Here is a 19,345-nt window from a genome sequence, read left to right as displayed (position 1 = left end):
CCCAGTCTTTATTCTCCGGTTAAAAGAATGCAGGAAAATCGATCAGTGACAGGGCCCGCGCCAGAGCAGGCTGAGAAATCAACGGCAACGGTGCAGGCATTACTGCGCCAGCTGCTGGATATTTATGATGTCAAAACGCTGGCGAACCAGCTGATAGCGCACGGTGAGAGCCACTGGAGCCCGGCCATCCTTAAGCGACTGCTGACCAGCGAGCGGGCAGGGCGCCGCCTGAGCGACGGTGAGTTTCGTTATCTGCAAAACCTGCTTCCGCGTCCGTCTGCCGCGCACCCGGACTATGCATTCCGCTTTATCGATCTATTCGCCGGTATCGGTGGGATCCGGCACGGTTTTGAAGCCATCGGCGGTCAGTGCGTGTTTACCAGCGAGTGGAACAAACATGCGGTACGCACCTATAAAGCGAACTGGTACTGCGATCCGCACGAACATCACTTCAACGCCGATATCCGTGATGTCACCCTGAGCCATAAAAGCGGCGTCACGGATGAGCAGGCCGCCGGGCATATTCGTCAGACGATCCCGGCGCACGACGTGCTGCTGGCTGGCTTCCCCTGCCAGCCTTTCTCGCTGGCCGGCGTATCGAAAAAGAATGCCCTCGGACGCGCCCACGGTTTCGCCTGCGATACGCAGGGAACGCTGTTTTTTGATGTGGCCCGCATCATTGACGCCCGCCGCCCGGCCATCTTTGTGCTGGAAAACGTCAAAAACTTAAAGAGCCATGACGGCGGAAAAACTTTCCGCATTATTATGCAAACCCTGGATGAGCTGGGTTACGACGTGGCCGATTCTGAGGATATGGGCGCGGATGACCCAAAAATCATTGACGGGAAACATTTCCTGCCCCAGCATCGCGAGCGCATTGTGCTGGTCGGCTTCCGCCGCGATCTCAATCTGAAGGGAGATTTTACCCTGCGGGATATCCCGTCTCTGTATCCCGAGCGTCGTCCAACCGTCGCCGACCTGCTGGAGCCTGTGGTCGACGCGAAATTTATCCTTACGCCCGTTCTGTGGAAATACCTCTACCGCTATGCCAAAAAGCATCAGGCAAAAGGCAACGGCTTCGGATTTGGCATGGTTAATCCTCACGATCCGCACAGCGTGACCCGCACCTTGTCCGCCCGTTATTATAAAGACGGCGCGGAAATCCTGATCGACAGAGGCTGGGATAAAGCGCTGGGCGAGAGGGATTTCGACGATCCGCAAAACCAGCTCCACCGTCCACGACGCCTCACGCCACGGGAATGTGCCCGGCTGATGGGCTTTGAAACGCCGCAGGGCTACAGTTTCCGTATTCCGGTGTCGGACACTCAGGCATACCGTCAGTTTGGTAACTCGGTGGTGGTGCCCGCATTTGCGGCGGTGGCAAAACTGCTGGCCTCACGTATCCGGCAGGCGGTGGCACTCCGCCAGAGTGAGGCCGTCAATGACGGACGTTCACGATAAGGCAACGCGCAGCAAAAACATGCGTGCCATCGGCACGCGTGATACCGCCATTGAAAAGCGTCTGGCCGGGTTGTTGACGCAGGCGGGGTTTGATTTCCGCGTGCAGGATGCCGCGCTGGCGGGGCGACCGGATTTCGTCATCGACGCGTATCAGTGCATTATCTTTACCCACGGCTGTTTCTGGCATCATCACGACTGTTACCTGTTTAAAGTTCCGGCAACGCGCACCGATTTCTGGCTGGAGAAGATTGGCAAGAACGTTGCGCGCGACGCGCGGGATCTCACCACGCTTATCGCGCAGGGCTGGCGCGTGCTGATCGTCTGGGAGTGTGCGCTGAGAGGGCGGCTAAAACTGAACGATGCCGATCTGCGCGAACGGCTGGAAGAGTGGATCTGCGGCGGCGGACACACCGCGCAGATCGACACACAGGGGATCCACGCGCTTACGGTTTCTCCACCCCGCAAGGCGTAACCACGGGCTTCGCCGGCAGTAAATATTTGCCCAGCGTCACCAGCACGACGGCAAAAACAATCACCCCTAATGCTAACCACTCAACCGGAGAGAGCGTTTCCCCGCCGAGCCCGGTACCGAGCAGCACGGCCACGACCGGGTTGACGTAGGCATAGCTGGTGGCAACCGCCGGAGACACATTGCGGATCAGGAACATGTAGGCATTGATTGCAATGAGCGAACCAAACAGCGCCAGATACCCGACCGCCAGGAAGCCCGACAGATCCGGCATGGTCGTCAGCCTTTCCCCCGTCAGCATGGAGGCAATCAGAAGCACGATCCCCGCGGCAAGCATCTCAATCGCCCCCGCCATCATGCCGGTTGGCAGTTCGATACGCGAACCGTATACCGAACCAAACGCCCAGCTCATTGAGCCGATAAGAATAATGATCGCGCCCCACGGATTGCCGCTCAGGTTACCGCCGCTGTTGAGCAGAATAATGCCCGCCAGGCCGATGCCAATCCCCAGCCATTCCAGCTTGCGGGTACGGATGCCAAAAAGACGGCTGAAGCAGAGGGTAAACAGCGGTACGGTGGCAACGACCACGGCGGCGATCCCCGACGGTACGTTCTGGTGCTCGGCAATGGTCACAAACCCATTCCCTACCGCCAATAGCAGCAGGCCAATCAGGGCTGCGTTGAGCATCGGGCGCAGCGGCGGTAGCTTATGACCGCGCAGCAGCAGAAAGGCCAGCAGCAACACGCCCGCCGAGAGGAAACGAATGCCCGCCATCATCAGCGGCGGCCAGCTTTCCACGCCGATGCGAATGACAAAGTAGGTCGAACCCCAGATGATATAAAGCGAAAAAAGTGCCCCGATGAGCGGTAGCAGTTGCCGGAAACGCATAATCCCTCACGACGAAATAAAAAGGTCGCTGATAGTAAACGCGAAAACTATCGTGCTGGCGAGCCCTTTAATTGTGTAGTTGATGTGAATTTTTTGTTGACGTGAGGTGCCTGTTTCCGCGTTTGCGCTTTTGCTCCATACTATTCACTTAATTACCAAAAAAAGAAGGATCACGATTTTGGCAGGAAGTAGCTTATTAACATTGCTGGATGATATTGCCACCTTACTGGATGATATTTCCGTGATGGGGAAACTGGCGGCGAAGAAAACCGCGGGTGTGCTGGGGGATGATTTATCGCTTAACGCTCAACAGGTGAGCGGTGTACGGGCTAACCGCGAACTGCCGGTGGTGTGGGGCGTGGCAAAAGGCTCGTTTCTGAATAAAGTGATCCTGGTGCCGCTGGCGCTGCTGATCAGTGCATTTATTCCCTGGGCTATCACGCCGTTGCTGATGATTGGCGGGGCATTTTTATGCTTTGAAGGCGTGGAGAAAGTCCTGCACTCCTTCAGCGCACGCAAGCATAACGACACGCCGGAGATGCGCCAGCAGCGTCTGGACGCGCTGGCCGCGCAGGATCCGAAAACCTTCGAGCGCGATAAAGTCAAAGGCGCCATTCGGACCGACTTTATTCTCTCGGCAGAGATCGTCGCCATTACGTTGGGCATTGTCTCCGATGCGCCGCTGCTCAATCAGGTGTTGATCCTCTCCGGCATCGCCATTCTGGTCACCGTCGGCGTGTACGGTCTGGTCGGATTGATCGTGAAGCTGGATGATATCGGCTACTGGCTGGAGGAGAAATCAAGCGCGGTGGCAAAAGGCATCGGTAAAAGCTTACTGACGCTGGCACCGTGGTTGATGAAGAGCTTGTCGGTGGTTGGCACCCTGGCGATGTTCCTGGTGGGGGGCGGTATTGTGGTCCACGGCATTGCTCCGCTGCACCATGCGATCGAACAGTTCTCCTCGGCGCAGGGGAGCGTGGTGGCCGCTATTCTGCCGACGCTGCTTAATCTTGTGCTGGGCTTTATCGTTGGCGCTATCGTGGTGGCGGCGGTGAAACTGGTCGAAAAAATGCGCGGTTCTGCGCACTAATTGTTACCTGTTGTGGTATGCAAAAAGACTATTCCTCGTCTAAATTGAAACAGTTTCACCCTGATACAGGAGGCAGGTATGGTCTTTTTGGTCAGTGATGAAGTTAAGCCTAAGAAAGGTGGCCCACGTATGATTGTCACAGGCTATTCCAGCGGAATGGTGGAGTGTCGGTGGCACGATGGCTATAGCATCAAGCGGGAAGCATTTCGTGAAGATGAGCTTCAGCCGGGCGACGGGCAGCACAAGCGGGACAAGGCTTAATCACATAACGCCCGGCTTTGCCGGGCGTTTTTATCTCATGTACCGGGTGTAAGGCAGTAATCAGGGAGTGTGTGTGCAGCGCGATACCTTTGTTGTAAAACAATCTTTTCTGCAATGGCTGCATAAGCGTAGCAATCCGGGGTTAATCGTTAATCTCTGTTTTCTTGTCGTCCTTGTCTTTTCCACCCTCCTGACCTGGCGTGAGGTGGTGGTCCTGGAGGAGGCGTATATCTCCAGCCAGCGTAACCATCTCGAAACGGTCGCCACGTCGCTGGACCGTCAGCTGCAGTACAGCGTGGACAAAATGCTGTTTTTTCGCACCAGCATGCATGATGCCTTACAGACCCCCCTGGGGTTTGATGTCCTGCACGATGCGGTGTCTCGTTTTAGCGCCGTGCGGACGGATGAAACCTGGCAGCTGGCCGTTGATAAAAAACGCACCCTTCCCCTGAACGGCGTGTCAGATGCCTTCGTTGCAAAGTCCACGCTCCTTAACCGTGATAGTGAGCGTATCAGTAATGAGATTTCTGCCGCGCTGGAAGTGGGGTATTTACTGCGCCTGGCCTCGTCGGGTGTGCAAAGTGAAGAGCGGATAATCTACGTTTCCCGCGCGGGGTTTTATCTTTCGACAGACACGCCTGACATGGCTGACGATATCAGCGCCCGCTATTACTTTCTGGTGACTCAACCCTGGTTTACCTTACACTCAGAACGCCACAATCGCGCGCGCGCGGTGCGCTGGTTTATTTCGGCGCCGTCGCCCTGGAGCAATGGGGAGCGCACGATAACGGCGAGCGTGCCCATCTATTTTGAGCATTACTGGTATGGCGTGGTAGCGATGGATTTCTCCATACACACCATGAAACGCCTGCTGACTGAGGCGACGCAGGACCGGACGGAGGGCGAGTATCAACTGTATGACACGCGTCTGAACATGATTGCCACGTCAGAAGTGGACGGCAGTCAGGTGAACCGCTTTGACGAGGTTGAAACGGCGCAAATTGCTCACGCGATTGAGCACGACACCCGAGGCGGTATTCGCCTTGGAAGCCGTTTTATTAGCTGGGAGCGACTCGATCATTTTGACGGGGTGATCTTACGCGTTCATACGTTGCACGAAGGCGTACAGGGTGACTTTGGCAGTATCAGTATTGTGCTGGCCCTGCTGTGGGCGCTCTTTACCGCCATGCTGCTTGTTTCATGGCTGGTCATCCGCAGGATGGTCAGCAATATGTACACCCTGCAGCACTCCCTGCAGTGGCAGGCCTGGCACGATCCCCTCACGCGTCTGAATAACCGCGGCGCGCTGTTTGAGCGCGCAAAAGTGATTGCGGAGAACTGTCGACAACAGGGTCAGCCGTTTACGGTGATACAGATCGATCTTGACCATTTCAAATGCATTAATGACCAGTATGGGCATCAGGCGGGTGACAAAGTGCTGTCCCATGCCGCAGGGTTGATTGCCAGCGTGCTGCGCAAAAATGACGTTGCCGGGCGCGTGGGCGGGGAAGAGTTTTGCGTCGTCCTGCCGGGGAGCAGCCTGGAAGAGGGGAGAAGGGTCGCGGAGCGCATCCGGTCACGCATCAATAGCAGGGAGATCCTGGTGAAAAAGAGCACGACTGTACGCATCAGCGCCTCGCTGGGCGTCGCCAGCGCGCAGGAAAAAGAGAACTATGTTTTTGAACAGCTGCAGTCTGCCGCGGACGACAGGCTGTATCAGGCCAAGCAGAGCGGGCGTAACCGGGTGTGCTGGAGCGATCAGGAGAAAAAGTGATCCATCCCTTCCCGCCAGCCTAAGGGACCGCTCTGCTGCGTGTGATAAGCCCGTTCAGGGCTATCATTCTGTAGCGTAATGCCCTGGCGGTTTATGCTTTTAATCACCACGGCGAAGTCGACGCTGTCCAGCAGCGGCGCATCGTTTGGGCCATCCCCCAGCCCCAGAGTGGTGGGGACACAATCTTCTTGCTCGCGGTACTGCGCAATCAGCCAGTTAACCGCCACGTCTTTACCGCAGCGTGCATCCAGAATGTGCCAGAAACGGGCCCCCTGTAAACATTTCAGACCCCTTTGCGCCAGCGCCTCTTCAAAGCGGACCATTGCGTCGTCGGTATCACGCCAGATGAGCGTGACAGAGGCGTCGTGTTTGCGTGCGAGCGCCGCACGGTAGCGCGTCAGCCCGGTCCATTCGCTGATGACGCGTTCGTTCACGTCATCAAACGTGACGAATTTAAAGCCTGCCTGCTGGCGGATTTGCTCAATAAGCGGATGAATTTCCCGATGCGTCATCCCTGTGATCTGGCGCTGCCCCCTCTCCCAGCGCACATCAGGCTGAATGACCGCGCCGTTCTCAGCAATAAAAGGTAACCCCTCCAGGCCCAGATCCTGTTGGATATCCAGCATCTCTGCGGCACTCTTGCTGCTGCACAGAATCACCGGCACCTGATAATCCTGCAGTTTGTCCAGCCATGGCATAGCGGGTTGCCACTCGTAGGTATGAATGTCCAGAAGCGATCCATCCAGATCGGAAAAAACCAGCAGGGGACCCTGAAGTGAAAGCATGATGACTCCTGAAAGCGCACGCGCCTCTACCTAAGAATATTCTTAAAAAAATACTGAAGGGAAAACCGTCTTTATAAGACGCGATTCAGCCAAAGCCGCATTCACCGTGCGTTATTGCTCATAACAAAAATGATTATGTTAAAAATATTATATTCGCCGTAAGAATATATGCTTGTCAGACAAAATCGTTGGGGATAGTGTGGTTTGTACATCAGATTTCCTGGTGTAACGAATTTTCAAGTGCTTCTTGCATAAGCAAGTTTTGATCCCGGCCATCCCCATGACCGGGATTTTTTTCGCGCTATCGATTGGCTTCAGACACGCTAAAGTCGTGTATATCAAGCTCGAAGGCCTCCGCCAGTTCGCGGTAGGTATGGTAATCCCTCCCGTTCACCATCACCCTCTCGGAATCATCCTCTGCACGACGTACTTCGGATTCACTGATCTCATTGATGGCGGCCAGCAGGGCATCGACATCCACTTCGACTTCGCGCTTGATGGTGTCGCTATACGCTTTGTTGGTCTTCATTACGGGGTACCTCATATAAACGTGTCCACGGTTAAGTATAGACCGCACACAAAAACGGCATTCGCATCCGTCAGCGATGTCAGCGCATGCGTTTTGTTCTACACTGGCTCAAAACCAGAGGAGGAATGTATGAAGGTCAACGATCGGGTTACCGTTAAAACGGACGGTGGGCCGCGCCGCCCGGGGGTGGTACTGGCAATTGAAGAGTTCAGTGAGGGGACAATGTACCTGGTATCACTGGAAGACTACCCGCTCGGCATCTGGTTTTTTAATGAACTGGGGCATCCGGACGGCATTTTTGTCGAAAAAGCGGAGTAACACAGCGTCGGGTGGCATTGCGGTTGCCCGACAACGCCCACATAAGCAAAAATCTCTGGCCTGGCCAGAGATCAAAGGTAGGGTGCAAAGGGGTTTAAGCCACTAACGCATGTTGACGAAAATCCCGTTCGTCACATTATCGGTCAAACGTACCACGTGATAGATCACTTGCTTATTATGCGTTTTAATTTTCCTTTTAATATTTCCTTTATGTGATGAAACGGTTTTTGCTTTAATATTCATCTGGTCAGAGATCTGAATAGTTCCTTGTCCTGCCATCCACATTCGCAGCATACTTGATTCAGTCCTGCTTAATGATAGGGTGGGTAAGTTAACCGCTCCTACATTTTTAACTTCTTTATTCAAATAATCACCCAGAATGTCATCCAGCGACTCGGGCTTAATCGACTTAGAACTGATCAATAAATTTTTACGGACCAACAAATACTCATCGAAATGGATATTCGCGATCGCCATAAAAACAATAAACAGAGTTTTTGGATGCTGATTAATGATTTGCTTAATGTGCTGACTGTTGGCTGGATCGTGAATGAAACAGTCCTCATTAATAAACACCACGCCTGGTTTTAGTTCGTCACAAGCGGCTGCGAGTTCGTCAACGGTGTGTGCATCGTTGATGTCTCTCTTTCTTACCCCTCTGCTTGCCAGGTACCCGGTTAACCCTAGCCGGGTGTAGCTGCATAAATCCATAATGATCGTTGACATGGCATACCCTCACTCAATGCGTAACGATAATTCACCATCTGCCTGAGAGCTCAAAACAGCCATACGGGATGGAAAAAAATAATAAACCTGTGAGCATGACAAAGACTTTCAGGCGGACTCACTATCCCGTAAAGTTACGTATAATTTGCCAGGAATCTTCTTAAAGTAAAGTAAATATTAAGTATTGTGAGGTGGTTAGAAACAATTAAACCCCGTCAGATATATCCTGGAAGATGTTTTTCATGTTTTATTTTAGGAATATCCTCAGAAAGACAATATCAATCGTGAGGACTATTATTTACGTGGCAGCTCGCTGACAATATCTGCTAACAGATTGAATATCTCGCCGAATAAGTGTTCACAGAAGGGGGCGATAAGGGGCATCAGTAATGACATTAATAAAATTCCGACCGTCAACGTCAGCGGAAAACCGATCACAAAGATGGAGAGCTGCGGTGCCATGCGGTTCAACAGACCTAATGCCAGGTTGACGGTCAGGAGCAGGGTGATAATCGGCAACGCCAGCATCAGGCCGTTGAGGAAGATCAGCCCCGCCGCGCGGGTGAGCGCGAGAAAGGCATTGCTGTTGACCGGGTTTTCACCAATCGGCAGCGTATGAAAAGTATCCACCAGCATGGAGATAAGCCACAGATGACCGTTAAACGACAGGAACAGCAGCATGGCGAGCAGATCGATAATGCGCGCCAGCACCGGCATATTGAGGTGGCTGCCGGGGTCAACAAACGTGGCGAACGATAAGCCCATCTGCAGGCCAATCAGTTCCCCGGCCGTGCGAACGGCGGCAAAGGCGAGCTGCATGGTAAAGCCTACGGCAACGCCAATCATCACCTGCTGTAATGCCACCCACACCGCATTCGCCGAGAAGATCGGAATATCCACCGGGGGAAGGGAAGGGGCGACGATGATGGTGATGATAATGCCCAGCCCCACTTTGACACGCTTGGGGATCGATTTCTCGCTGAAAATCGGGGCGGTGGTAATCAGCGCCAGAATGCGCAGCATCGGCCAGAAATAGACGCCGAGCCACTGAACCCACTGGTCGCTGGTGAAGTGCAGCATCGTCAGGTCAGCCGATGATATACGGAAGATTGGTAAACAGGTTGCGCATATAGTCCAGCAACAGGTTCAGCATCCACGGTCCGGCCACGATAATCGCCACAAATACGGCGATGATTTTCGGAATGAAGGACAGCGTCATTTCGTTAATCTGCGTGGCGGCCTGCAGAATACTGATAATCAGACCGGTAACCAGCGCGACAAGCAGCAGGGGAGCGGCAACGGCAATGGCGATTTTCATCGCTTCCGTGCCCATCATCATGACCGATTCGGGTGTCATTGCCGTTCCTTAACTGTAAAAACTCTGCGCCAGCGAACTGACCAGCAGCTGCCAGCCATCGACCAGTACAAAGAGCATGATCTTAAAGGGCAGGGCAATGGTTGCGGGCGGCACCATCATCATCCCGAGCGCCATCAGGACGCTGGCGATCACCAGGTCGATAATCAGGAACGGAATAAAGATGGTAAAGCCAATCTGAAACGCCGTTTTCAGCTCGCTGGTGACGTAGGCAGGCAGCAGAACGCGCATGGGTACCGCTTCCGGCCCCTGCAATTCGCCGGTATTGGACAAGCGGACAAAGAGTGCCAGATCCGCTTCGCGCGTCTGGCGCAGCATAAATTCCCGCAGCGGCTGTGCGCCTTTATCCAGCGCCTCCTGCATGGAGATTTTATCTTCGCTGAACGGCTGGTACGCGTCGGTATAAATCTTATCGATGACCGGCGACATAATGAAAAAGGTCAAAAACAGCGCCAGCCCCAGCAGCACCTGGTTTGGCGGCGCGGAAGGGGTACCGAGCGCGTTTCGCAGCAGACCAAAGACGATAATGATGCGGGTGAAGCTGGTCATCATCAGCAGGATGGCCGGGATAAAGGTCAGCGAGGTGATGAATACCAGCGTCTGCACCGGGAGCGACCAGCTCTGACCGCCACCGGCAATGGGCGTTGAGACCAGACCGGGCAGTTGCGCATAAACCGCGGGAGCAAACAGGCCAATGCCCGCAAGCGTAAGGGATAACAAACGGCGCATCAGGATCTCCCGGAACGCTTAAGCAAACTCTTCATGACGGACTGAAAATCCGCAGGGGCTTGTGCGCGCTCCTCCACCGTGACAGGGGCGGGCGGCAGTTTATGTAATACGTTGATGTTCGAGGCGGTGACACCCAAAACCAGACGCGCATCGTCCACCTCGACGATAACCACGCGTTCACGCGGCCCCAGCGTGGTGCTGGCGCTCACCTTCAGGCCGCGGGTGCCGGCGGTTTTACCCGCCAGACCAAAACGCTTCGCCAGCCAGGCGGCGATAAGAATAAAGGCAATAATACCGAACAACGCCCCGCTCACCTGGAGCAGCGGGGAACCGGGAACGGCAGACGGTTGCGATAGTGTTGCCTGGGTTTTCATACTTATCGGCTCAGACGACGCATACGTTCAGACGGGGTGATGATGTCCGTGATACGCACGCCGTATTTATCGGCAACCACCACTACTTCACCCTGGGCAATCAGATAACCGTTGATCAGAATATCCAGCGGCTCACCCGCCAGACCGTCAAGGGCCACGACGGAACCCTGCGTCAGGCGCAGCAGCTCTTTAATGGTCATCCGGGTGCGTCCCAGTTCAACGGTCAGCTTGACCGGGATGTCCATAATCAGGTCGATATCCTGCAGCGTGCCGCTGACGTCACCGCCGCCGAGTTGCTGGAATACCGCATCCGCTGCGCTTTTCGTTGGGGTCGCTTTTTGTTCGTTTAACGCGTCAGCCCACAGATCGTCCAGTGCTCCGCTGTTTTCATCGGACGGATTGTTCATGTCACTCATTTGGGCTGTTCCTCATTCAGCGAATTCAAAATCGGGTTGATCAAGTGCTCAACGCGTAACGCATACTGACCGTTAATCGTGCCGTACTGGCTTGTCAGCACGGGGACACCATCCACATGGGCAATAATGCGGTCGGGTTTGTCTATCGGCAAAACGTCGCCGGGTTGTAATTTCAGGATCTGGGATAACCGCATTGAGATGTCGGCAAAGTTAGCCACCAGCTCAAGCTGTGAGTGCTGGACCTGGCGAACCAGGTTTTCACGCCAGTTCTGATCTTCGTTGCGCGAGTTTTCCAGCGGCGGGTTAACCAGCAGCTCGCGCAGCGGTTCAATCATGCTGAACGGCAGACAGATATTGAACTCGCCGGTCAGGTTACCGATCTCAACGTGGAACGGCGTGTTGACGACGATATCGTTCGGGGAGGTGGTGATATTGGTAAACTTCACCTGCATCTCGGAACGAACGTATTCCACTTCCAGCGGGTTAATCGCTTTCCACGCGTCGCTGTAGGACTCCAGCGCCAGCTTCAGCATGCGGTTGATGACGCGCTGTTCGGTGTGGGTGAATTCACGACCTTCTACTTTGGTCGGGAAACGCCCGTCGCCGCCGAACAGGTTATCCACCGCAATGAACACCAGGCTTGGCGAAAACACGACCAGACCGGTGCCGCGCAGCGGCTTCAGATGAATCAGGTTAAGGTTGGTTGGCACCGGCAGGTTGCGGGCAAACTCGTGATACGGCTGAATGCGGATCGCACCGACCGTGATATCCGGGCTACGACGCAACAGGTTGAACAGCCCCATACGGAACTGACGTGCAAAACGTTCGTTAATGATCTCCAGCGCCTGCAGACGTTCACGTACTACGCGGCGCTGGGTATTCGGATCATAGGGACGAATATTGTCGTCACCCGTTAGGCCCGGTTGCGGATCATCGTTTTTATCGCTGTCGCCGTTGAGCAGCGCATCGATTTCTGCCTGAGAAAGAATACTGTCGCCCATGTCGTTACCGCAGAATGAAGGCTGTATACAGAACGTCAGTGACTTCCTGCTTAGGTTGGCCGTTTACCAGCGGGGTGGCCAGCGTCTCTTTGATGGCGTCGACCAGCTTTTGCTTACCCACGTCGGTGGCCAGCGCGGAGGCGTCCTGACGAGAGAACAGCAGAAGAAGACGGCTACGCACTTCCGGAAGATAATCATTCAGGCGCGCGCGGGTGGCTTCATCCTTCAGGCGCAGCGTAATACCGACATACAGCACACGATCCGCATCACCGAGGTTAACGGTGAAGGTGTCCAGAGGGAAAAAGACCGGCGCCGGCGGCGGTGCGGGTTCGGCTTTGGCGGCAGCGGTTGAAGGTTCCTGCTGCATACGCCAGTAACTATAGCCCGCGGTAGCGCAGGCGGCGAGCGTGATCAACACCAGCAGCGGGATCCAGATGGAACGCTTACTTTTTTTGGTGATAGCGGAGTCTGTCATCTGATACGAGCTTCCTGTTTCGGTACAGCTTAATAAGGTGATTATCCCGTGTCCTGCCGACGTCAAAGCGTGGAAAAGACGGGGATAATCACGCTACCTCTGGCGTTTAGGCGAAGATGTCTACGGTGCTGTTACCGCGCGCCGCGGATTGCAGGGCGGCAGGGGTGGGCAGTAGCTCCTCGCTCTCTTCATTAAATCCGCCGTTGTGACCGGAACGTGAAGCCTGATGCTGCTGCGATGAGGATTGCTGTTGCCCGGCAAAGCTTTCGCTGCTGACGCTGCTCTGAGAGAGCTGAATACCGTTCTCTGCCAGTGACGTCCGCAGGACAGGCAGTGCCGCTTCCAGCGCCGCGCGCACGTGGCTGTGTGCCGAGACCATCTGCAGCTGCGCCTGGTTATCATCCAGTTTAAGCGAGATTTGCACCTGGCCCAGATCTTCCGGGTGCAGGCGCAGCTCCGCAGTCTGTTGCCCCTGCTTAGTGAACAGCGTGATGTGCTGGCTCAGGGACTGCTGCCATTCGTGAGTACCCAGCGGCTGGCTTAACACCGGCGCGGTGGCAACGGTGGCGGCAGGCTGGCTGGTGGCATGACTGGACATGATCGGCGCCAGGGTAGCCGTGGGTGAGGATGATGAAGAGGAACTGGCGAATTCCTGCTTCTCTGCCGCAGCGGCCACGACCGGAGTGACTGGCGCATTGGCGGAGAGATCCGGGCCGTTGTTTTTCGCCTGACTCTGATAAGGTGCGGAAAGCTGCGCTTTATCGTGGTCTCCCGCTGCCGCGTTCAGGGGGGAGTGGCCCGCTGCGTTTGGCGAAAGCGTCGCTGAACTCAATGTTGAGGTTGCGGAAACGCCGTTACTGCCCGCCGCGTGAGGCGTGCTGGTCTGCTGGTGCGGCAGCATTGCCATCAGCGCGCTTAATCCGGCCAGCTCTTCTTCGCTCAGTTCGCTTTTGCTGTCATCCTTGCTGTTGGCCGCATTGAGCGTTTTCAGGGCATCGCCCTTTGACAGCGGCACCAGCCCGGAAATCAGGGTTTCAGGCGTGGCAAGCTGCGCCGTTTCATCGCCACTCAGGGCTGGCTGACGCGCGAGCAGGTCGGCAATTTTGGCCTGCAGCGCGGTATCGCCTTTGGCGTCCTGAGCGACTTTTGACAGCTTACTGCCAGCGGCTTTCAGGTCAGCCAGGGTCAGCGGCGCATCTTTGCCCTTGCCCGTCGCGTCCGTCAGGGCACCCGTCAGCAGGGAGAGAAAGTCTTGCGCACCGTCGGTGCCTTTCCCTGTTTGCATCCCGCCCGACAGGTCGCTGTCGCTCATCAGCAGTTGTTGCAGTGTGATCATTCCGGTTTCCTCATTGATGCGCGCTGGGCAAACTCATCCATTTTTTTCTGATCCAGACGGTTTTCCGCCAGGGTCGCGGCTGCGATCTGCCGGTCCTGTAAGGTTTGCCAGGCCTGCAGCCGCTGTTTTTTCTCACGCCAGAAATTCAGCGCGGTATCGACTTTTTGGGTCCACTGGTTAAGCTGCTGGCGGTGCTGCTCTATCGCCTTCTCCAGCGTCTGGATAAACTGCTGATAGTTAATCCACCGCTGGCTTCCAATGCCCTGGGTCATATCGGTATTGAGGTTGGTGCGATACTCATGCTGATAGTCGATTAACATCTTCAACTGTTCTTCAGCCTGCTGGCACCCGCGTCGCATTGCGCCAAGCTGCAATGCGGCATCATCAACTTCTTTTTCAGCCAGATCTTTCAGCGTTGATAACGCGCTGTTTTGCGCCATGACCTTCGCCCTCCACCTGTGTTACACCTGCGGGAAAATCAGCTCCAGAGCCTGGATTGAATCTTCCCAGTCGGCACGTTCAAAAATACCCTGTTGTAAAAACGCCTCCAGCTGCGGCCACAGGCTAATCGCTTTGTCGAGCATAGGATCGCTGCCTTTGGCATACGCCCCCACGCTGACCAGATCGCGGTTGCGCTGGAAGCTGGAGAGGAGTTGTTTAAAGTTACGCACGCGGGCGTAATGCTTCTCGGTGATCAGCGCCGTCATTGCGCGGCTGATGGATGCTTCAATATCAATCGCCGGGTAGTGTCCGGCTTCAGCCAGACGACGCGATAACACAATATGACCGTCGAGAATGGCGCGCGCGGAGTCGGCAATCGGGTCCTGCTGGTCATCGCCTTCGGTCAGTACCGTATAAAATGCAGTGATGGATCCGCCGCCGCTGATGCCGTTCCCTGCGCGTTCAACCAGCGCAGGAAGTTTGGCAAAGACCGAAGGCGGGTAGCCTTTGGTGGCCGGTGGCTCACCGATAGCCAGCGCAATTTCACGCTGCGCCATCGCGTAGCGGGTGAGGGAGTCCATGATCAGCAGCACGTGCTTGCCGCGGTCGCGGAAATCTTCGGCAATACGGGTGGCGTAGGCGGCACCCTGCATACGCAGCAGGGGTGACACATCCGCCGGGGCGGCGATAACCACCGAACGGGCCCGGCCTTCCGCACCCAGAATGTTTTCGATGAAATCTTTGACTTCACGGCCACGCTCACCAATCAGCCCAACGACGATCACGTCGGCCTGGGTATAACGCGCCATCATGCCGAGCAGGACCGATTTACCCACGCCGGAGCCGGCGAACAGACCCATACGTTGTCCGCGTCCTACCGTGAGCAGGGCGTTAATCGGCCGTACGCCGGTATCCAGCACATGCTCGATAGGGGTACGCTGCAGGGGGTTAAACGGCTGGGTGATCAACGCCCCGGTTTCGGTGGTGTCCGGCGCGGGCAGGCCATCCAGCGGTTTCCCGCTGCCGTCGAGCACGCGGCCGAGCAGGGCCGGACCAAGCGGCAGCTGTTTCCCGCTTTGCAGGCCGTCGCCGCTGATGTTTTTCGCGTAGACGCGGGCGCCGGGGAGAATACCTTCCACCTCTTCAAGCGGCATCAGGAACAGTCGCTGACCGTTAAACCCAACCACTTCGCTTTCGACTTCACGCGTTTCCTGACCATCCTGACGCTCAATCACACAGGTTGCGCCCAGCGGAAGCTGCAGGCCGGTGGCTTCCAGTACCAGACCGGTCGCGCGCGTCAGTCGTCCATAACGACGAACGGATGGCAGCTGCGCCATCTTCGTCTCAAAGTTGTCGAGCGTGTTGAGCCAGCGGGTGAGGCGTGCGGTCATCAGACGACTCCCGGTGCCGCCAGGCGGCACAGTTCCTGCCAGCGAGTGGCGACGCTGGCATCCAGGTCACCTTCGTCGGCAGAGACTTTGCAGCCGCCGTGGTGTAACGACGGATCGCCGCGCAAACGCCAGCCGTGCAGGCTGAGGGTTGCCCCCAGACTCTCTTCAACGCGCTGCAGATCGTCCGGGTGAACGCGCAGCTGCGGTTTGCCGCTGAACAGCGGCTCCTGCTGCAAAAGCCCCTGAATCTGTTTGATCAGCGCCGCGTTATCCACCACAGGCGTCTGGCCAATGACCTGACGCGCAGCTTCCAGCGCCATCTGCATCAGACGTGACGCAATCACGCTGTCCAGCGCGTCCAGCGTGTGCTGGAACTCGCTGACCAGCTGCTGCATGCGGGCGTGGATCGGCGCCTGCTGCTGACGCGCCTGGTCGATACCGTGCTCTAATCCTTTCGCCAGACCTTCCTGATAGCCCAGATCGTGACCTTTCTGGCGGCCTTCATTCAGACCGGCAGTGTAACCTTGCTCATGCGCCTGCATTTGAAGCTGCGCCAGCATCTGCGCTTGCTTCTCCTCCTCGCTCAGCTCGGGCTGCCCGACGTCGACGTCAGGCTCTGCGGGTGAGACCTTCGCGGGCGTGAATTCAGAAAGGGGAGGGGCCAGATCGTCTGGCGTCCAGCGCTTCCACGACAGCTCATTAGACATAGGTGTCGTCTCCGCTGCCAATCACCATCTCGCCGGTTTCCGCCAGACGACGAACGATAAGCAGGATGGCTTTCTGTTCGTTCTCCACCTGAGACAGACGAACCGGACCGCGGTTGGCAAGGTCGTCGCGCAGTATATCCGCCGCACGCTGAGACATGTTGCGCAGGAACTTCTCGCGCAGCGGCTGTTCGGCACCTTTGAGGGCGATAAGCAGCGATTCGGAGTCCACTTCCTGGAGCAGGCGCTGGATGCTGCGATCGTCCACTTCGACCAGGTTTTCGAACAGGAACATCTCGTCGATAATTTTCTGTGCCAGCTCGCCGTCGAATTCGCGAACCGCGGTAATAACCGCTTCTTCCTGCTGCGTTTTCATCAGGTTGATGATTTCCGCTGCCGTTCTCACGCCGCCCATTTTGCTGCGCTTGAGGTTCTGACCGTCGAGCAGGTTGTTCAGTACTTCGGTCAGCTCCGCCAGCGCGGCCGGCTGGACGCCACCGAAGGTTGCGATACGCAGCATCACATCGTGACGCAGACGCTCTTCGAACAGGGCCAGAATATCGGCTGCCTGACCCCGTTTGAGGTGGACAAGGATGGTGGCGATAATCTGCGGGTGCTCGTCGCGAATAAGGTCGGCGGCACTCTGCGGCTCCATAAAGTTAAGCGTTTCGATCCCGCTGGCGGTATCGCGCGTTTCCAGAATGTCTTCCAGCAGGCTGGCGGCACGCTCTTCGCCCAGCGCCTTGACCAGGACGGAGCGCAGGTAGTCGTTGGCGTTGACGTTGAGCGCGGCAAACTGTTCGGCTTCCTGCTCAAATTCCGACAGCACTTCGGTCAGCTGTTTATTGGAGATCTGACGCACGTTGGCCATGGCCGCACTGAGGATTTGCACTTCCCGCTGGGAGAGGTGCTTAAACACCTCTGCCGCGCGGTCTTCGCCAATGGTCATCAGCAGGATGACGCTTTTATCGGTGCCTGTAAGCGTATTACTCATGTTCGTTACCCATCCACTGGCGGATGACCAGCGCCACGACGCGCGGATCGTTATCTGACATTTCGCGAATGCGCTGGCTCATCACTTCGGCGCCCATGCGCTGGTTAGCCCGACGCTGCTGCATCTGCTCATCTTTGCTGAGGCGAACTTCAACCGCTTCTTCCGTTTCCTGACGCGTAGACATCTGTTCGCGAGCGGCTTTTTCTGCTTCAGCACGACGCTGGAGCTGTGGACGAACGCCCTTACGCCACAGCAGCCACGCGACAATCAGCACCAGCAGCCAGCGTCCTGCGGACATCAGCTGGTCGATAAACGCCTGCTGTTGCCAGAACGGCAGTTCACCGCCGGTCTCTTCAACCGCGTTGAACGGCGAGTTCACCACGTTAAGGGTGTCGCCACGCTTCTCGGAGTAGCCCATCGCTTCGCGGGTCAGGTTTTCAATCTGCTTCATCTGCTCGGCGGTTAACGGCAACGGTTTGCCATCCGCCAGCGTTTTGTAGTTCACCACCACCGCAACAGAGAGACGCTGAATATCGCCCACGTTGAGTTTAGTGTGGCGGATCGTCCGATCCACTTCGTAGTTTGTGGTTTCGTTACGGCTACTGGTGCGTGGACCGGCGTTACTGGTCGTTGAGGTGGTCTGCTGATTATTTTGCTGACCGTTCTGCTGATTGGCCGGCGGCGTGGAAATCGGTGCCGCGTTTGCCGGAGCCGGCTGGTTAGAGAGCGCACCCGGCACGCCGCCAGGGTAGGCGCCGCCCACCTGTTCGCTGGAGTTGATCTGACGCGAGCGCATCACCGCCTGAGCCGGATCGCCGTTCGGGCTGTATTGCTCTTCGGTTTGTTCTTTATTAGAGAAGTCAATCTGCGCGGTCACCTGCGCATGCACGTTGCTGTTACCGACAACCGGGCCGAGGATCGCTTCAATGCGACGCTGGAGACGGTTTTCTACGTCTGCGGCATATTTCAGCTGCGCGTCGTTCAGGTCACGCCCGGCGGTATTGGATTGGGTCAGCAGGTGTCCGCTTTGATCGACCACCGTCACGTTACCCGGTGGCAGACCGGCGACGGCGCTGGAGACGAGATGCGTCACCGCGCTGATTTGCCCTTCGTCCAGCGCGCGACCAGGTTCGAGGTTCACGGTCACGGAAGCTGAAGGGGATTTCTGTTCACGAACAAATAAAGAAGGCTTAGGCATCGCCAGATGCACACGGGCACTCTTCACCGGGCCTAACGTTTCAATGGTGCGGGCAAGCTCACCTTCCAGCGCACGCTGGTAGTTCACCTGCTCGCTGAACTGGCTGATACCGAACTTTTCCTGATCCAGCAGTTCAAAACCGACCGCACCGCCCTTCGGCAGGCCCTGCTGAGCCAGACGCAGACGCAGCTCGTGGACCTTATCAGCAGGCACCTCAAGGGCACCGCCGTTATCGGCAAAGCGATAAGGGATGTTCATCTGGGTAAGCTGGGTGACGATGGCACCGCCATCCTGATCGGAAAGGTTGCTATAGAGCGTGCGGTAATCAGGGCTTTTTGCCCATAAAACCATCGCTACAAGGATGGCAATAGCGGCAGCGCCTGCCACGATCAACGGGATTTTAGGATTCGCGCGAAGGCGGTTCATCCACTCGAGTGATTTATTTTGCGGCGCTGTCGATGCTGTTGCACTCATTGCGCACCTCTTAAATCCTGGTGGTTTACGTTATTCGTGTAGAGAAACAAAACTGACTCCCGGGTCGGCAAACACGACAAAAGTTCCATATTGATGGCCCTGCCATTATTTGATGATTCCGGATTTTCTATGCGT

Annotated in this window: 22 protein-coding genes and 1 pseudogene; 6 read left to right on the top strand and 17 right to left on the bottom strand. The window is 56.2% G+C overall.

Going from position 1 to position 19,345, the window contains the following annotated elements:
• The first annotated feature begins 45 nt into the window (after window positions 1-45).
• Complete coding sequence (locus ACOTYN_RS16045; RefSeq protein WP_014884409.1) at window positions 46-1,461, top strand: DNA cytosine methyltransferase; 1,416 nt, start codon at window positions 46-48, stop codon at window positions 1,459-1,461.
• Complete coding sequence (locus ACOTYN_RS16040; protein WP_023330822.1) at window positions 1,442-1,933, top strand: very short patch repair endonuclease; 492 nt, start codon at window positions 1,442-1,444, stop codon at window positions 1,931-1,933. Before ACOTYN_RS16045 ends, ACOTYN_RS16040 begins: the two co-directional genes overlap by 20 nt.
• Here ACOTYN_RS16040 and yedA read toward each other — a convergent pair.
• Complete coding sequence (yedA, locus tag ACOTYN_RS16035) at window positions 1,905-2,819, bottom strand: drug/metabolite exporter YedA (protein ID WP_071922094.1); 915 nt, start codon at window positions 2,817-2,819, stop codon at window positions 1,905-1,907. The genes ACOTYN_RS16040 and yedA overlap by 29 nt on opposite strands.
• A gap of 175 nt (window positions 2,820-2,994) precedes the next feature.
• On the opposite strand from yedA, the gene ACOTYN_RS16030 reads away from it, so the two are divergent.
• The 3 genes from ACOTYN_RS16030 to dgcQ all read left to right on the top strand — a co-directional run bounded on the left by ACOTYN_RS16030 (window position 2,995) and on the right by dgcQ (window position 5,944).
• Entirely contained in the window at window positions 2,995-3,909 is a 915-nt protein-coding gene (locus tag ACOTYN_RS16030; protein WP_349675177.1) for a DUF808 domain-containing protein, read from the top strand.
• A 78-nt stretch (window positions 3,910-3,987) separates the two neighbouring features.
• Window positions 3,988-4,170 carry a YodC family protein gene (locus ACOTYN_RS16025; protein ID WP_008500307.1) on the top strand — a complete coding sequence of 61 codons (183 nt, stop codon included), beginning with the start codon at window positions 3,988-3,990 and terminating at the stop codon, window positions 4,168-4,170.
• Window positions 4,171-4,243: 73 nt separating this feature from the next.
• Entirely contained in the window at window positions 4,244-5,944 is a 1,701-nt protein-coding gene (gene dgcQ, locus ACOTYN_RS16020; protein ID WP_071922095.1) for a cellulose biosynthesis regulator diguanylate cyclase DgcQ, read from the top strand.
• Here the strand turns inward: dgcQ and ACOTYN_RS16015 are convergent.
• Complete coding sequence (locus ACOTYN_RS16015) at window positions 5,929-6,729, bottom strand: mannosyl-3-phosphoglycerate phosphatase-related protein (RefSeq protein WP_045135289.1); 801 nt, start codon at window positions 6,727-6,729, stop codon at window positions 5,929-5,931. The genes dgcQ and ACOTYN_RS16015 overlap by 16 nt on opposite strands.
• Before the next feature lie 301 nt (window positions 6,730-7,030).
• Window positions 7,031-7,258: a YodD family peroxide/acid resistance protein gene (gene yodD, locus ACOTYN_RS16010; protein WP_014884403.1), complete on the bottom strand. Its 228-nt coding sequence runs from the start codon at window positions 7,256-7,258 to the stop codon at window positions 7,031-7,033.
• Between the two features lie 129 nt (window positions 7,259-7,387).
• Between yodD and dsrB the strand changes: the two genes are divergently transcribed.
• On the top strand, window positions 7,388-7,576 hold the full coding sequence (gene dsrB, locus ACOTYN_RS16005) for a protein DsrB (RefSeq protein ID WP_013097741.1): 189 nt from the start codon (window positions 7,388-7,390) through the stop codon (window positions 7,574-7,576).
• 102 nt (window positions 7,577-7,678) lie between these two features.
• Here the strand turns inward: dsrB and rcsA are convergent, their stop codons facing one another.
• The 14 genes and pseudogenes from rcsA to fliF all read right to left on the bottom strand — a co-directional run bounded on the left by rcsA (window position 7,679) and on the right by fliF (window position 19,210).
• A complete protein-coding gene (rcsA, locus tag ACOTYN_RS16000; RefSeq protein WP_008500313.1) occupies window positions 7,679-8,302 on the bottom strand; it encodes a transcriptional regulator RcsA in 624 nt (207 codons plus the stop codon).
• 278 nt (window positions 8,303-8,580) lie between these two features.
• A pseudogene (gene fliR / locus ACOTYN_RS15995) lies at window positions 8,581-9,382 on the bottom strand (flagellar biosynthetic protein FliR).
• 7 nt (window positions 9,383-9,389) lie between these two features.
• On the bottom strand, window positions 9,390-9,659 hold the full coding sequence (fliQ, locus tag ACOTYN_RS15990; RefSeq protein WP_008500315.1) for a flagellar biosynthesis protein FliQ: 270 nt from the start codon (window positions 9,657-9,659) through the stop codon (window positions 9,390-9,392).
• A gap of 9 nt (window positions 9,660-9,668) precedes the next feature.
• The gene (gene fliP, locus ACOTYN_RS15985) at window positions 9,669-10,406 is read right to left on the bottom strand and encodes a flagellar type III secretion system pore protein FliP (RefSeq protein ID WP_014884401.1); all 738 of its coding nucleotides are present in this window, start codon (window positions 10,404-10,406) and stop codon (window positions 9,669-9,671) included.
• Window positions 10,406-10,780 (bottom strand): flagellar biosynthetic protein FliO, encoded by a 375-nt coding sequence (gene fliO, locus ACOTYN_RS15980; protein WP_014884400.1) that lies wholly within the window; start codon window positions 10,778-10,780, stop codon window positions 10,406-10,408. The genes fliP and fliO overlap by 1 nt, the downstream gene beginning before the upstream one ends.
• Before the next feature lie 2 nt (window positions 10,781-10,782).
• Window positions 10,783-11,196, bottom strand: a complete 414-nt coding sequence (gene fliN / locus ACOTYN_RS15975; RefSeq protein ID WP_014884399.1) for a flagellar motor switch protein FliN — start codon at window positions 11,194-11,196, stop codon at window positions 10,783-10,785.
• Window positions 11,193-12,197, bottom strand: coding sequence for a flagellar motor switch protein FliM (gene fliM / locus ACOTYN_RS15970; protein ID WP_014884398.1), 1,005 nt, complete (start codon window positions 12,195-12,197; stop codon window positions 11,193-11,195). The genes fliN and fliM overlap by 4 nt, the downstream gene beginning before the upstream one ends.
• Before the next feature lie 4 nt (window positions 12,198-12,201).
• A complete protein-coding gene (fliL, locus tag ACOTYN_RS15965) occupies window positions 12,202-12,672 on the bottom strand; it encodes a flagellar basal body-associated protein FliL (protein WP_014884397.1) in 471 nt (156 codons plus the stop codon).
• Window positions 12,673-12,778: 106 nt separating this feature from the next.
• Window positions 12,779-14,008 (bottom strand): flagellar hook length control protein FliK, encoded by a 1,230-nt coding sequence (gene fliK, locus ACOTYN_RS15960; RefSeq protein WP_071922096.1) that lies wholly within the window; start codon window positions 14,006-14,008, stop codon window positions 12,779-12,781.
• Entirely contained in the window at window positions 14,005-14,448 is a 444-nt protein-coding gene (fliJ, locus tag ACOTYN_RS15955) for a flagellar export protein FliJ (protein ID WP_014884395.1), read from the bottom strand. The genes fliK and fliJ overlap by 4 nt, the downstream gene beginning before the upstream one ends.
• A 21-nt stretch (window positions 14,449-14,469) precedes the next feature.
• Complete coding sequence (fliI, locus tag ACOTYN_RS15950; protein ID WP_014884394.1) at window positions 14,470-15,840, bottom strand: flagellar protein export ATPase FliI; 1,371 nt, start codon at window positions 15,838-15,840, stop codon at window positions 14,470-14,472.
• The gene (gene fliH / locus ACOTYN_RS15945; RefSeq protein WP_071922097.1) at window positions 15,840-16,547 is read right to left on the bottom strand and encodes a flagellar assembly protein FliH; all 708 of its coding nucleotides are present in this window, start codon (window positions 16,545-16,547) and stop codon (window positions 15,840-15,842) included. Before fliH ends, fliI begins: the two co-directional genes overlap by 1 nt.
• Window positions 16,540-17,538, bottom strand: a complete 999-nt coding sequence (fliG, locus tag ACOTYN_RS15940; RefSeq protein WP_008500327.1) for a flagellar motor switch protein FliG — start codon at window positions 17,536-17,538, stop codon at window positions 16,540-16,542. The genes fliH and fliG overlap by 8 nt, the downstream gene beginning before the upstream one ends.
• A complete protein-coding gene (gene fliF, locus ACOTYN_RS15935) occupies window positions 17,531-19,210 on the bottom strand; it encodes a flagellar basal-body MS-ring/collar protein FliF (protein ID WP_023330812.1) in 1,680 nt (559 codons plus the stop codon). The genes fliG and fliF overlap by 8 nt, the downstream gene beginning before the upstream one ends.
• Window positions 19,211-19,345 lie beyond the last annotated feature (135 nt).

The sequence above is a fragment of the Enterobacter cloacae complex sp. IR5458 genome (assembly GCF_049238025.1).
In the GTDB taxonomy this organism is placed as follows: Bacteria; Pseudomonadota; Gammaproteobacteria; order Enterobacterales; family Enterobacteriaceae; genus Enterobacter; species Enterobacter kobei.
This window is presented reverse-complemented; position numbering and strand designations above follow the sequence as displayed.

Excerpts from the sequence above, each read along its gene's own strand:
- ACOTYN_RS16040 (WP_023330822.1), top strand. The coding sequence starts at position 1,442 with ATGACGGACGTTCACGATAAGGCAACGCGCAGCAAAAACATGCGTGCC.
- yedA (WP_071922094.1), bottom strand. The coding sequence starts at position 2,819 with ATGCGTTTCCGGCAACTGCTACCGCTCATCGGGGCACTTTTTTCGCTT.
- ACOTYN_RS16025 (WP_008500307.1), top strand. The coding sequence starts at position 3,988 with ATGGTCTTTTTGGTCAGTGATGAAGTTAAGCCTAAGAAAGGTGGCCCA.
- ACOTYN_RS16015 (WP_045135289.1), bottom strand. The coding sequence starts at position 6,729 with ATGCTTTCACTTCAGGGTCCCCTGCTGGTTTTTTCCGATCTGGATGGA.
- yodD (WP_014884403.1), bottom strand. The coding sequence starts at position 7,258 with ATGAAGACCAACAAAGCGTATAGCGACACCATCAAGCGCGAAGTCGAA.
- dsrB (WP_013097741.1), top strand. The coding sequence starts at position 7,388 with ATGAAGGTCAACGATCGGGTTACCGTTAAAACGGACGGTGGGCCGCGC.
- rcsA (WP_008500313.1), bottom strand. The coding sequence starts at position 8,302 with ATGTCAACGATCATTATGGATTTATGCAGCTACACCCGGCTAGGGTTA.
- fliQ (WP_008500315.1), bottom strand. The coding sequence starts at position 9,659 with ATGACACCCGAATCGGTCATGATGATGGGCACGGAAGCGATGAAAATC.
- fliP (WP_014884401.1), bottom strand. The coding sequence starts at position 10,406 with ATGCGCCGTTTGTTATCCCTTACGCTTGCGGGCATTGGCCTGTTTGCT.
- fliO (WP_014884400.1), bottom strand. The coding sequence starts at position 10,780 with ATGAAAACCCAGGCAACACTATCGCAACCGTCTGCCGTTCCCGGTTCC.
- fliN (WP_014884399.1), bottom strand. The coding sequence starts at position 11,196 with ATGAGTGACATGAACAATCCGTCCGATGAAAACAGCGGAGCACTGGAC.
- fliM (WP_014884398.1), bottom strand. The coding sequence starts at position 12,197 with ATGGGCGACAGTATTCTTTCTCAGGCAGAAATCGATGCGCTGCTCAAC.
- fliL (WP_014884397.1), bottom strand. The coding sequence starts at position 12,672 with ATGACAGACTCCGCTATCACCAAAAAAAGTAAGCGTTCCATCTGGATC.
- fliK (WP_071922096.1), bottom strand. The coding sequence starts at position 14,008 with ATGATCACACTGCAACAACTGCTGATGAGCGACAGCGACCTGTCGGGC.
- fliJ (WP_014884395.1), bottom strand. The coding sequence starts at position 14,448 with ATGGCGCAAAACAGCGCGTTATCAACGCTGAAAGATCTGGCTGAAAAA.
- fliI (WP_014884394.1), bottom strand. The coding sequence starts at position 15,840 with ATGACCGCACGCCTCACCCGCTGGCTCAACACGCTCGACAACTTTGAG.
- fliH (WP_071922097.1), bottom strand. The coding sequence starts at position 16,547 with ATGTCTAATGAGCTGTCGTGGAAGCGCTGGACGCCAGACGATCTGGCC.
- fliG (WP_008500327.1), bottom strand. The coding sequence starts at position 17,538 with ATGAGTAATACGCTTACAGGCACCGATAAAAGCGTCATCCTGCTGATG.
- fliF (WP_023330812.1), bottom strand. The coding sequence starts at position 19,210 with ATGAGTGCAACAGCATCGACAGCGCCGCAAAATAAATCACTCGAGTGG.